Raw genomic sequence first — 12975 nt, 5'->3', positions numbered from 1 at the left:
AACCCTCCATTATTTGCCGACAAAAACCGGTTTCCTTTTTTCTGTAAATGCACTAATTCCTTCTTTAGCATCTTCTGAAGCAAAAGCTGTTGCGAAGTTCGCCATTTCAATAGTCAAACCGGATTCTAAATCGACATAACCGCCGTGATTTATTGAAGACTTTGCCATTGCGAGAGCAACAGCCGGTTTTTCTGTTAATTTTGTTGCCCATTTTAACGCTTCGTCAATTAGTTCTTCTTGAGGAACAACTCGATTCACTAGATGAAGTTCTAAAGCTCGCTTTGCATCAATCATCCCCCCAAAGTATATCAGTTCTTTTGCTATCCCTTGTCCAACGATCCTTTGTAATCGTTGTGTACCACCTCCACCTGGGATAATACCTAACCCCGTTTCAGGGAAAGAAAATTTAGCATGTTCGGAAGCAATTCTTAAATCACAAGCCAATGCGAGCTCAAATCCACCGCCTAACGCAACACCGTTAATAGCAGCGATAACCGGCTTACTAACATTTTCAATTAATGAAAAAATAGCACGAGACTTTTTGTTCATTAAATTTATTCCAACCAAATCTTTTGAAGCCATTTCTTTAACATCTGCACCAGCAACAAACGCTTTCGTCCCGTAGCCTGTAATAACAATTACTCTGACATTCTTATTTTCTTCTAAATTACTGACGATATGTCCAAGTTCATGAAACACTTGAGAGTTTAAAGGATTTACTGGCGGACGGTTAATGGTGATTAAAGCTACTTTATTTTCTATTTCACAAGTTAAAAATTCGTAGATCATTTTGTATCCTCCTTATTATAAAGTTACTCATAATCGTAAAAACCGGCCTTTGTTTTCCTACCTAAGCGATTTGCACGCATCAATTGTTTCATTAACATTGGTGGTGCAAAACGAGTATCATTGAACTCTTTGGCCATATATTCCATTACATAATAACCAATATCTACACCTGCATAGTCTTGTAATTCAAATGGGCCCATAGGGTAATTTAAGCCGAGTTTAACAGCTTTATCGATATCTTCTGCAGAAGCAACTCCTTCTTCTAAAAGTCTGATTGCTTCAATAAACTGTGGAATCATTATCCGGTTGACAATAAATCCCGGTATATCTTTATTTACTACAACCGGCTCTTTCATTAATGTTTTAGAGAACGCTTTCAACTCTTCGACAGTTTCATCACTTGTATTGTAACCACGTACAACTTCAACTAATTTCATTAATTGTGCTGGGTTAAAAAAATGTAATCCAGCAACTCGTTCTGGACGATTTGTAGCACTTGCAATTTCCGTAATCGACATGGAAGATGTATTTGTCGTTAAGATTACCCCTTCTGGAACGATCCGATCTAGTTCAGCAAAAACACTTTTTTTAGCATCAAGATTTTCAATAATTGCTTCAATAACAATGTCAGCTTCATTTAATGCTTCTAAATCAGTTGTTGAATGAATTTTACCTAATACTTCTGTTTTTTCTTCCTTTGTTAACTTTCCTTTGGAAACACTTTTTTCCATAAATTGATTGATTCGAGTTAGTCCCTTATCAAGAAATCGTTGTTCTACATCTCTTAAAATTACCTTGTAGCCAGATATAGCAGCTAGATTTGCAATACCACTTCCCATTGAACCTGCACCGACAACACCTACTGTTTTAATTTTCATGACTATTCCCCCCTCTAAGTATCAAAATATATATTAATATTCAATCTATTCTGATTATATATTGAAACTAATTAAATTTATACGTACAAAAAATACGATAGATGATAATTCTTTCCTACAAAATGTTGAATAAAAATCATAACTCACCGTTTAAATATATCGTTTGGATCACTGTCCTTTTTGTTTATAATGTTGAAGATCATATAGTTTATAAGTTAATAATAAATTAAAACGTATTTCTGCATTATGAATATCCATACCGATAATTTCCTTTATTTTTTCAAGTCTATAAAGGAGAGTACTACGATGAATATATAATTTATCAGCTGTATGTTTAATACTACCATTCTGTTCGAGAAAAACTCTTAAAGTATGAAACAAGTCTACTTGATTTGATTCTGAATACGATTTTAACTTTTCCAAATATGTATTCATAAAAAACTTTGCTTCCTCTGTATCTTTTATTAAATGGAGCAATGTATATGAACCGAGTTCATCAAAGAATTTAACAGATTCAGAGTTATCTTGGTGCATAATAACATTTAACGTCTGCAGTGCCTGTTGATAACAATTGTAATAATCATAAATACTTTCCGTCGTTCCACCAATTCCCAATTTTAATACGCAGTTATCTCCTCGTACATTCAACCATTGCTCCATTTGATTCAAGAGTCGATACCAATATTTCTTTGCGGCTTGTTGTTCCTTTTCGACAGGAACGATCAATACAAACTCCTCACTCTTTTTCGCAAAAATAATTTGTGAATCAAGCTGTGTTATTTTCTCTTTTAGGTCGTTAAATATTTGGAATTTTTTTGATTGCTGTTCAAATATATTTGTCTTGTCTGTTCTAGTTTCTGTAGTACGAATATATAGTACTGCGACACGATGTGGTTTATATAGATTCCATTTGAATATGTTCATATATTGTATAATGGAATTCATATCCATATTTTTTTCCACTAGCAGTTTTTCAATAAAATTATCTTTCACTTGTGCAACGGCATCAATGACAAGTTTCTTTTTGATAAATTGTACAGAATAAATATTTCGAACAAGATCAACCGCTAATAAATAAAAAGGATCTAGTTCTTCTTGATCATATTCAATTGCTAAATACCCTAACAAATTCCTCCCTCCAATAATTCTCCAAATAAGAAATTCCTTTGCTTTCCCGTCAACACACAAGGTATATTTGGTACCCCCGTTATGATTGAAAGTTAGATTTGAAGCATTTCCTTTCTTATCTATTAACTCAATTTTAGATAAAAGTGACTTCTTAGAAGCAGTTATAATATGAAAATAACGATCAAATAATAAAACTTGTTTTTGGAAAATTTGCCCACTTATTTTTGTAATACTATCAAAATCTTCTTCTTCGATTGTCTGTTTGACTAACAACTGTTCATATTCCAAAAGGGACTGAAGTCGTTTCATTTGTTCTTTTTCTTGCTGATATAAATAAACATTTTTTAATATTGTAGCTACATGCTCAGCTAATACAGTCAAAATATCCAAGTCCGCTTTTGTAAAAACACCAGCCATATTTTTCTTCTCAACATGCAGAACTCCTAAGGTTTTCAAATCCAGGGTAAGCGGTACCGTCATTTCTTTACCACCTGGTTTTTCTAAATACTCAAAGAAGTCCTTTAATACATAATTTTTATAAGTGATAATTTTCTCTTGTTTAACAAGTTCGCCGTAGGATGGAGGATGAAAAATAAAATAATTCTTTTCCTCGTTATATAAATAGATTCCTGCAAAAGCGGCATTTGTACTAATACCAGCCTGTTCTACAATTTTTCCGATAAGTTCATCCAAAGATTCATCTACCTTTAAATTTTTCACAACAAATTCAATTCCCTTAATTTTTTTTCTTTCTAACTCTTTTTGTTCGGCTAATTGCATCGCTACCGCTACATCCTTACCGAATTCATTAAATACTTTATCCATTTCATATAAAGGGGTATAGTTAAGATAACCAATTACGCAAAATCCATAATTTTCACGCTCATCTTGAATAGGCACTGTAAACCATGTCTCCAATGGTACGCTTTTTAATAGATTCATAAACTCGCAAGATTCATTTTCATTTACAACTTCATCTTTATACGTTAAACTTTTTTGAAAAAGTATAGGAGAACAAATAGTGACAGGAATTGGGAATGATTGTTTCAATGATTGAAGTGCACCGTTCCAAACTTTCGGAATTAGTTGATCGTTCTGCCGCAAAATAACACCGATAAAATCACAATTTAAACGTGATTGAAAGGCTTCAATTAAATAGTTTAAAACCTCTTCCACTGTGTCAAATTTCAATAGTTGTCTTGTAATTAATCGTAGATGATTTTCAATTTTTGTCATCAATTTTTCTTTCTTTTGATCTGTCATTTAGCATCCTCCTCAATTCATTATCTGTTATACCAATAACTTTTTAAAAGTATATCTATTAAGAATATTCTAACATTAAAAAGCACTTCCTAGTTTAATAGGACAGTGCTTTTTTTACTACCTTAAACGATATGCTAATTGCTTTTTCAATTTTTCTTGTAATTTTAATTTACTTATTTTTCCTGAAGCAGTCATCGGAAGATCATCAACTAAAACGATAATGTCAGGAACTTTAAAATCAGCTACTTTTCCTTTAATAAATTCTTTTAACTCTTTTTCAGTTACCCTTGCGCCAACTTTTAATTTGATAGCTGCACAAGTTATTTCACCCAATACAGTATCTGGTAAGCCTACAATCGATACTTCCATAACATCTTCATGCATATAAAATAGTTCTTCAATCTCACGTGGATAAATATTATATCCTCCTCGAATGATGATGTCTTTCTTGCGACCGACAATCCGTAGATTTCCTTTTTCATCGAATGTTCCTAAATCCCCTGTTCGGTACCAGCCGTCTTCACTTAGAACTTCGCTTGTTTTTTCAGGCATTTCGAAATATCCTTTCATAATTCCTGGACTTTTTGCAACGATTTCACCGATAACACCTTGAGGAACTGTTTCTCCTGTAACAGGGTCAATTATTTTTAATTTAACACCAGGCATTGCTTTCCCAACAGTTTCTGCTCTTGTTACATCATCATCATCAAATGAACAGCAAGTTAAACAAGGAGAAGCCTCTGTCATACCATAAGAACTCAATATTTCACAATGCAATTTTTCTCTTACTTGACGAACAACTTCACTAGGTACAGGTGCAGCTGCAACAATACCCGTTCTTAAAGAGGTTAAATCAAAGTTTTCTAGATTTGGATGATTTAATTCAAGGATAAACATTGTTGGCACCCCATGATGAACAGTAACTTTTTCTTCCTCAATAACTTGTAACACTTTTTCCGCCTTAAATTGTTGTGTTAAAACTATTCTTGCGGCAGATGCAATTGCTGAAATCATTCCTGGAACCATTCCAAAAATATGGAAAATAGGTACAGGTATTAAAAATACATCTTCAGAAGTGCATCTCAAAAACTGAGCTGCCATTACACCTGTTTTAACTATATTACTATGAGTGAGCATAGCACCTTTTGGTCTTCCCGTTGTACCAGATGTATACATAATAATTGCAACATCATTTGGTTCAATTTGAACGTATTGTTCTTCTTCTTGGTTACCATTCTTTAACATTTTATCAAATGAGATCGTATTCGTTTTTTCGCTTCTAACCGAAATTAGGTATTCTAAATGAACAGTTGAATCATAAATTTTTTCGTAAGATTCCCATAAATGATTACCTTCTACTTCCTCCGTACTAAAGATTGCTTTTACTCTAGCGTTGTTTAGTATGTAGTTTATTTCAGTATAGCTATATCTGGTATTAAATGGTACTACTACACCCCCCACTTTAAAAATACTGAAAATCACAACAATAAATTCATGCCAATTCGGTAAAGATACGGCAATGTGGTCACCTTTTTTAATACCCATTTTTTTTAATGTAGATGCAATAGCATTACTTTGCTTATCTAATTCTTCATAGGTTAATCTCCTTGTGCCATCAAAAATTGCTTCCTTTTTAGGAAATTTTCCTACGATAGATTTTAATAAATCGACAACTGTTAAGACATCAGTATTGTTCACAATCATGTTCCTCAATCCCTTCTTAATTTATTTAAAACATTTATCTATCTTAGAATACTTCTCTCTCTTTACATCCTCATCATTTTTTTAGCGTTTTGTCGAAACAGGACAAAGGTTTCTTAATTCCATATGAAGAAAAGATGACAAACTTATATTCATTTGGTCTGCCATCTTTTTATAGCATTATTAATAAAGTTGTTATGTTATTGACACATTTGCAGCTTCATCTTTTTCTTCTTTTCCGGGCTTGAGAATTATTGCTAAAGATAGTCCGATAATGGCAAGACCGGATAGAATAAACATTCCTAATGAAACACTTACCAATCCAAACATCATTGGTCCAACAAACCCACCGATTGATGCAAAAGAGTTAACTAAAGCAATTCCAACTGGTGCAGTTCTTTCTGTAAAGAAAAATGTCATGTAGGCAAAGAAAACCCCCATAAAACCATACAGACCAATTGCGGTAAAGGCTAATAAAATAACCATCATGATAGAACTATTCGCAAATCCACAAGCAGCAAATCCAATGGCAGCAATACCAAAGCTAAGGATAAGCATTTGTCGATGTGATCCATTTTTACTTGCAATCCAACCTAAAATGAAGTTAGCAGGTATCCCAATAATAGGTGGTATCATAGCAAGCCACCCGATTTCCAAATTTGTTTGTACATTTTCAGAAAGTGATTTAACAATTGAAGGCAACCAGAAAGATAGACCGAACATGGCTGTATAGTTTGTGAAATACAATAATGTTAATAGATATACCCGTTTATCTTTCAGCATTTCTTTTCTTGATGCCTTATTCACAAGTTTGGCTTCTTCTCTTTCTTTATCTAGCTCTCCTTCAAGCCAATCTCTTTCCTCTTTCGTTAACCACATTGCTTCTTTTGGACGATTGGTTAAGTAAAAGAGTACAACAATACCTAAAACAACAGCGGGCAATCCTTCAAGTACAAACATCCAGCGCCAACCGGAAAGTTCAGCCCAATTTACAACGTCCATAATCCATGTTGACATTGGTGACCCAATGATAGAAGCGATAGGGATAGCAAGCAAAAGAATCGATGTTGCTATCGCTCTTTCTCGTTTTCTAAACCAATATGTTAGATATAAAAGTATTCCGGGCAGAAATCCTGCTTCTGCTACTCCTAAAAGAAAACGTAAAATATACAAATGCCACTCTGTTTGTACAAATCCTGTTAAAATACTGAGAATTCCCCATGAAATCATGATTCTAGCTATCCACACTCTAGCACCAACTTTATATAAAATCATATTACTAGGTATCTCAAACATAAAATATCCTATAAAGAAAATCCCTGATAACAAACCAAATACTTCAGCAGAGAGTGCTAACTCAGCATTCATTTCCAAAGCAGCAAACCCAATATTGATACGGTCTAGCTGGGCGACAACATAACAGATCATCACGAACGGAAGTAGTCTTAAAGAGACTTTTTTAATTGTTCTTTCTTGTACATTAATCATTTTCTATGATAAACTCCTTTCTTCTTAATAATCATTACTTGTATACGTTTCCAATTAAGTGATCAAAACGCCTGTTTCATTTGTTTTATAATACAAAATATTCTGTTTATTTCACACCTACAAATTGTATGAAATCTAATTTAAATTTTAGTCAAAATGATGTATATTTCAGTTTGGCCATATTTGTATACAAGACATTATTTAATCTTATTATCCAGTTCCTCTACCAGCTCCTCTTTAGAATGCCACTCGACTAGTAAGCTTAACTTCCAAGTGACCATTTACTTACTTTCACTTTTTAATAGTTCTCTGCTCTATACTAAAATTTGTTGGACCCATTGTTAAGTGCTTAAAATCTAGAGATCAAACTTTTAACGTGTAACTCTTTTACATTCATCCTGCCTATTAGTATAAAAACATTACTATTGGTTTCTGCATAGATTCGAGTATTGCTCAACTACATAAAATAAAAAAGCTATTAAAAAGACTGTTTTATCTTTTTAATAGCTTCTATCATTAAAATTTAATATTTTTACATAACATAGTTATGATCCCTTTTTGGAAATAATATATAGGAACGAAGTGGTTTTAAGTAAAGCAAAATAAACTTGCCTTATTTATAATATAAACTGGAATCTGATTAGAATTAATTTGTTATATTTTCAACAATTGCAGCAATTCCTTGTCCTACACCAATACACATTGTTGCCAATCCATATTGTACTTGTTGTTTTTTCATTTCATGAATTAATGTTGTTAAAATTCGAGACCCGCTACAACCTAATGGATGACCAAGGGCAATTGCTCCACCGTTGACATTCACCTTTTCTGGATCCAATTCTAATTGACGGATACATTCGATCGATTGGGATGCAAATGCTTCATTTAATTCAATTAAACCAATTTCTTCCTTTGATATACCTGTCCTTTTTAATAGTTTTCGAGTAGCATAAATAGGACCTAGTCCCATTACAGAAGGTTCCAGTCCAGCTGTTGCCCCCCCTATAAAACGAGCAAGCGGTTTCAATCCAAGTTCTTTCGCTTTATCCTCGCTCATTACAAGAAGTGCTGAAGCTCCATCATTGACACCAGAAGCATTGCCTGCTGTTACAGTTCCGTTTGGAAATAATGGTTTCAGTTTAGCGAGTTTTTCTAATGACGTATCTGGTCGAGGATGCTCATCTGTATCAACAATCGTAACATTTCCTTTACGATCCGTAATTTGTACTGGAATGATTTCATCAGCAAAACGTTTTGTTTCAAGCGCTTTTTTCGTTTTCATTTGGCTATCAAATGCAAATTGATCTTGTTCTTCACGTGATATGTTATATCTTCTTGCCACATTTTCAGCAGTCTCAGGCATTGAATCTGTCCCGTACATTTCTTCTAATTTTTTGTTTACAAAACGCCAACCAATTGTAGTATCAAACATTTCCAAATTACCACGAGGAAATTCTATATTTGGTTTCCCCATAACAAATGGTGCACGAGTCATACTTTCTGTTCCACCTGCAATATAAATATCCCCATCTCCCACAGCAATCGCTCTTGCCGCATATAAAACAGCATCTAGACCTGAGCCACAAAGACGATTAATTGTTGTACCACCTACTTCAATTGGCAATCCAGCTAAAAGTGCCGCCATTCTTGCTACATTTCGATTATCTTCACCAGCCTGATTAGCATTTCCTAATACAACATCTTCAATTTCTGTAGCAGGAACTTCAGGATTTCTTTCAAGCAAACCTTTAATAACATGTGCTGCTAAATCATCTGGCCTAACACTTTTTAATGCTCCTTTGTATCGACCTATTGGTGTTCTTACTGCATCTACAATTACAACTCGCTTCATACTTTTTACCACCTTTTTTCTTCATTTGTTTTCTATTAAACAATTAAAATTAATTGTTTTTCATGAAGATCATAGATTCATATGAGGAAGTTCAATCTTCTTAGGTTGACCAAAAAATTATATTTTTGATTCTTTTATCAATTAAAATATCTATTGATCGTATCTTCATATCAGTTTTCGGTGGATATTTATTCCATTGGCATCGTTTATGTTGTTACATGACTTATCCTTGTTCATATAATAAGATTATAGTTCGAATAATATGATTATTATGTTTTATAAGTATATTACATTTTATAATCGTAAATACATAATGTCAATCTATGCTGATTATTCTTAATATTGTTTTTATTTTTTAAAATTGAATCTCTAGTAATAGAGTCGTTATTACCCGGTTTGAAAATTTAATGAAAAATGCAAACATCATTTGTTACAGAATAATATATTAAGTTATAATGCATAATGAAAGGGAGAATTAAACTAAATCCATTCAATTTTCATGATTTGTAAGGGTTTTCTTCCTTTGATTTTTCATACATAGATAGATTTTCATACTTATTTTGATTTTTATTGGAGGCGGATCGTATGAAAGCTGAAGAAGTCACAATTGCACGAGAACGAATGAAAGGAAATGTTCATGTTACGCCACTCGATTATTCAAAAACATTTTCGGATATATCAGATAATGATGTATATTTAAAGTTGGAAAATATGCAAAAGACAGGTTCTTTTAAAGTACGTGGTGCTTATAATAAAGTATTTTCTTTATCTGATGAAGAATTGAAGAAAGGTGTAATCGCAGCCTCAGCTGGAAATCATGCACAAGGTGTGGCTTATGCAAGTCAAAAGTTAAATGTACCATGTACAATTGTAATGCCAGAAGGCGCTCCAATTAGCAAAGTTCAAGCTACCTTAGGATACGGTGCTAAGGTTGTTCAACAAGGGAAATATTTTGATGAGGCGTTGGCTCATGCTATCCATTTACAAAAGGAAACAGATGCTACATTTATACATGCCTTTGATGATGAAGCCATTATTGCTGGACAAGGAACTGTTGGATTAGAAATTTTAGAACAATTACCAGACGTCGATGCAATTGTAGTCCCTATCGGGGGCGGTGGATTAATAGCAGGAATTGCATTAGCTGTAAAAGAAAAAAATCCTCATATTAAGATATATGGTGTTGAAGCGAAAGCATGTCCTAGTATGAAACGATCTCTTGAGTCACAACAACCAGAAATAGTTGAAACTACACCAACGATGGCAGATGGTATTGCAGTAGCAAAGCCAGGACTCATTACCTATGAAATCGTACAAAGATATGTTGATGATATTTTTCTTGTCGATGAAATGGAGATCGCTCGAACGATGCTTATGCTTTTAGAAAGAAATAAATTGATGGTTGAAGGCTCTGGTGCAACATCACTTGCTTCCCTTCTTTATAAAAAAATTCCTTTAAAAAATAAGAAAGTAGTTTCCGTTTTAAGCGGTGGCAATGTTGATATGAATTTTATATCGCGAATTATTGAACGGGGATTAGTTGAATCTGGTAGATTTGCTACCTTTTCTATTATCATTAAAGATAAGCCGGGCGCACTACAAAATTTATTAGCACATATTTCTAAACTTGATGCAAATATTAAAACAATTAATCAAAATCATGTCGGAATCGATATTTTCCCTGGATTTGCTAAAATAATTGTCACTCTCGAAACAAAAAACCAAGAACACATTGAGCTAATACAGAAAACATTAATAAATAAAGGTTATGAGGTCAATTTAAATCCTTATTAAAAAATGGTTATCATGCACTCTTGCGTGTAAACAATTAAAATGTAAAACCGTTTAGAAACGTCTATTTTTTTATAATTTATAATAAGACCAGATTGAATTAATTTACCGAATAAATCTGGTCTTCATTATTATTTATGTTATTTATTGATACATCACTTCGAGTTGTCTTTGTATTTCTTCATTTTCAAGATATTCATCATATGTCATTTATTTATCAATAGACCTTTTGACTAAACGAACGTTTGATTAGTTTGTTGCTTAGTTAATGATTTATTGAGATAAAAAATTTAAATTTCATCATGGTAAAGGATGAGTTTTGGAATTTTATATTACGTTTTAAGGAGAAATTATAAATTGGTGACCAAGTCGTCCACACCATATACATTCCTAAAAATATTACGGAGGACAAATGAATATAAATTCCAAATTTGATATTTTATAATATTAATATAGTAGATGAAAAATGTAGGAATGATTAAACTCCATCATTCTTCACAGTAAAATGTGCGTCCTCCTTTTCATTATTATTAACATTTTTGCTAATCAAAAAACTCCATATGTGGCTTATCTGTTCGATAGTAGTCGAGTCGATCTTGTAAAGTACCAGTATGAAATTCAAATTTGTGACCATCTGGATCTGTAAAGTAAATGGATTTTTTATCTTTTTCATGTCTAGGTCTACTTGGCAAAATATGAACACCTAAATCTAATAATCTTTGATAAATAGAATCAAACTCAGATTCATCAATTGAAAAAGCAATATGGGTGTATGATTCATGTATTTCATTACGGGAAATGTCCTTTTCTACATTGAGTGCTAACCATATTCCATTCAAATCGAAATATGCTGTAGTCCTTCCTTTTACTAATAATTTTGCACCAAATACTTTTTGATAAAATTCTATTGATCGGTCTAAATTTGAAACAGAAAACAGTAAGTGATTAAGACCTTTCACAATGGACATATATAACCACCCTTTCCTTAATTATATTATAAGAAAAGTTTTTGTTATTTGATCAGCTATTTTACATCACGTAAAATAAACGTAATGAAGTTTGATAACATCATTTTGAAAAATAATATTTATATTAAGGGGATGATCAACATAATCACTGTAAAAGATGTTAAAGATGCAAGGGAAAGAATTTATGATATAGCTCATGAAACACCAATTCTATTATCGGAACAGCTCTCAAAAAGATGTGGAAATCAAATCTTTTTAAAATCCGAACACTTGCAGAAAACAGGTTCATTTAAAATTCGCGGTGCTACTAATAATGTAAAACAAGCCATTCAAAAGGGTGCCAAACATGTAACGACAGCTTCTTCTGGTAATCACGGACAAGCCGTTAGTTACGTTGCGAAAAAATATGATATACCTGCTACCATTGTCGTTCCTGAAAATATCAATAACAGTAAATTAAATGCTATTCAAGCTTATAATGGTCATGTTGAAAAATGTGGGACAACTTCTGCTGAACGTTTACCTCGAGCTAAAGAAATCGCTGTTGAAAATAACGGAGTTTATATTGCTCCTTATGATGATCCATATACAATTGCTGGACAAGGAACTGTTGGATTGGAAATTTTAGAACAAGTCAACAAGATTGATGCAATTGTTGTACCAATTGGTGGTGGCGGTCTACTATCCGGCATTTTGACAGCAGTAAAAGAAACAAACCCAAACATACAAGTTATCGGGGTTGAGCCGGAATTAGCCAACGATACATATCTATCAATACAAAATAAAAAAATTACTCCAATTACAGGTACTACCACAATTGCAGATGGACTAAGAAGTAACCAGCCTGGTGACTTAACTTTTCCTATTATAATGAAATATTTAGACGATCTAATTCTTGTTAGTGAAGATGAGATCCGTTACGCATTCAGTTTTGTTTTAGAACGTATGAAACAATTAATTGAACCATCTAGCGCTACCACCATTGCTGCCGTTATGTTTAATAAATTAAACCAAAAAGGGAAAAACATTGTTACAGTCATCTCTGGCGGAAATGTAGACATTGGAAACATTCAAGAATTATTACTCACAAGTAATTAATTCATACCGTCGTTTTTTA

Annotated in this window: 9 protein-coding genes; 2 read left to right on the top strand and 7 right to left on the bottom strand. The window is 32.9% G+C overall.

Going from position 1 to position 12975, the window contains the following annotated elements; translation table 11 throughout:
• Window positions 1–9 precede the first annotated feature (9 nt).
• From OEV82_RS08500 to OEV82_RS08475, 6 genes are all read right to left on the bottom strand, one after another.
• On the bottom strand, window positions 10–789 hold the full coding sequence (locus OEV82_RS08500) for an enoyl-CoA hydratase/isomerase family protein (protein ID WP_263061593.1): 780 nt from the start codon (window positions 787–789) through the stop codon (window positions 10–12).
• Between the two features lie 23 nt (window positions 790–812).
• Window positions 813–1667, bottom strand: coding sequence for a 3-hydroxyacyl-CoA dehydrogenase family protein (locus OEV82_RS08495; RefSeq protein WP_263061592.1), 855 nt, complete (start codon window positions 1665–1667; stop codon window positions 813–815).
• A 168-nt stretch (window positions 1668–1835) separates the two neighbouring features.
• Window positions 1836–4058: a helix-turn-helix domain-containing protein gene (locus tag OEV82_RS08490; RefSeq protein ID WP_263061591.1), complete on the bottom strand. Its 2223-nt coding sequence runs from the start codon at window positions 4056–4058 to the stop codon at window positions 1836–1838.
• 117 nt (window positions 4059–4175) lie between these two features.
• On the bottom strand, window positions 4176–5762 hold the full coding sequence (locus OEV82_RS08485; protein ID WP_263061590.1) for a class I adenylate-forming enzyme family protein: 1587 nt from the start codon (window positions 5760–5762) through the stop codon (window positions 4176–4178).
• 192 nt (window positions 5763–5954) lie between these two features.
• Complete coding sequence (locus OEV82_RS08480) at window positions 5955–7247, bottom strand: MFS transporter (protein ID WP_263061589.1); 1293 nt, start codon at window positions 7245–7247, stop codon at window positions 5955–5957.
• Between the two features lie 646 nt (window positions 7248–7893).
• Window positions 7894–9099, bottom strand: a complete 1206-nt coding sequence (locus OEV82_RS08475) for a 3-oxoadipyl-CoA thiolase (RefSeq protein ID WP_263061588.1) — start codon at window positions 9097–9099, stop codon at window positions 7894–7896.
• Between the two features lie 585 nt (window positions 9100–9684).
• On the opposite strand from OEV82_RS08475, the gene ilvA reads away from it, so the two are divergent.
• The gene (gene ilvA, locus OEV82_RS08470; RefSeq protein ID WP_173658912.1) at window positions 9685–10893 is read left to right on the top strand and encodes a threonine ammonia-lyase; all 1209 of its coding nucleotides are present in this window, start codon (window positions 9685–9687) and stop codon (window positions 10891–10893) included.
• Window positions 10894–11432: 539 nt separating this feature from the next.
• Here ilvA and fosM read toward each other — a convergent pair.
• Window positions 11433–11852 carry a FosM family fosfomycin resistance protein gene (fosM, locus tag OEV82_RS08465; RefSeq protein ID WP_377701142.1) on the bottom strand — a complete coding sequence of 140 codons (420 nt, stop codon included), beginning with the start codon at window positions 11850–11852 and terminating at the stop codon, window positions 11433–11435.
• A gap of 147 nt (window positions 11853–11999) precedes the next feature.
• Between fosM and OEV82_RS08460 the strand changes: the two genes are divergently transcribed.
• Window positions 12000–12956 carry a threonine ammonia-lyase gene (locus OEV82_RS08460; RefSeq protein WP_263061613.1) on the top strand — a complete coding sequence of 319 codons (957 nt, stop codon included), beginning with the start codon at window positions 12000–12002 and terminating at the stop codon, window positions 12954–12956.
• Window positions 12957–12975 lie beyond the last annotated feature (19 nt).

Origin of the sequence: Pallidibacillus thermolactis, from assembly GCF_025660415.1 — a bacterium.
Lineage (GTDB): Bacteria > Bacillota > Bacilli > Bacillales > Caldibacillaceae > Pallidibacillus > Pallidibacillus thermolactis.
This window is presented reverse-complemented; position numbering and strand designations above follow the sequence as displayed.

Excerpts from the sequence above, each read along its gene's own strand:
- OEV82_RS08475 (WP_263061588.1), bottom strand. The coding sequence starts at position 9,099 with ATGAAGCGAGTTGTAATTGTAGATGCAGTAAGAACACCAATAGGTCGA.
- OEV82_RS08490 (WP_263061591.1), bottom strand. The coding sequence starts at position 4,058 with ATGACAGATCAAAAGAAAGAAAAATTGATGACAAAAATTGAAAATCAT.
- OEV82_RS08500 (WP_263061593.1), bottom strand. The coding sequence starts at position 789 with ATGATCTACGAATTTTTAACTTGTGAAATAGAAAATAAAGTAGCTTTA.
- OEV82_RS08480 (WP_263061589.1), bottom strand. The coding sequence starts at position 7,247 with ATGATTAATGTACAAGAAAGAACAATTAAAAAAGTCTCTTTAAGACTA.
- ilvA (WP_173658912.1), top strand. The coding sequence starts at position 9,685 with ATGAAAGCTGAAGAAGTCACAATTGCACGAGAACGAATGAAAGGAAAT.
- OEV82_RS08485 (WP_263061590.1), bottom strand. The coding sequence starts at position 5,762 with ATGATTGTGAACAATACTGATGTCTTAACAGTTGTCGATTTATTAAAA.
- OEV82_RS08495 (WP_263061592.1), bottom strand. The coding sequence starts at position 1,667 with ATGAAAATTAAAACAGTAGGTGTTGTCGGTGCAGGTTCAATGGGAAGT.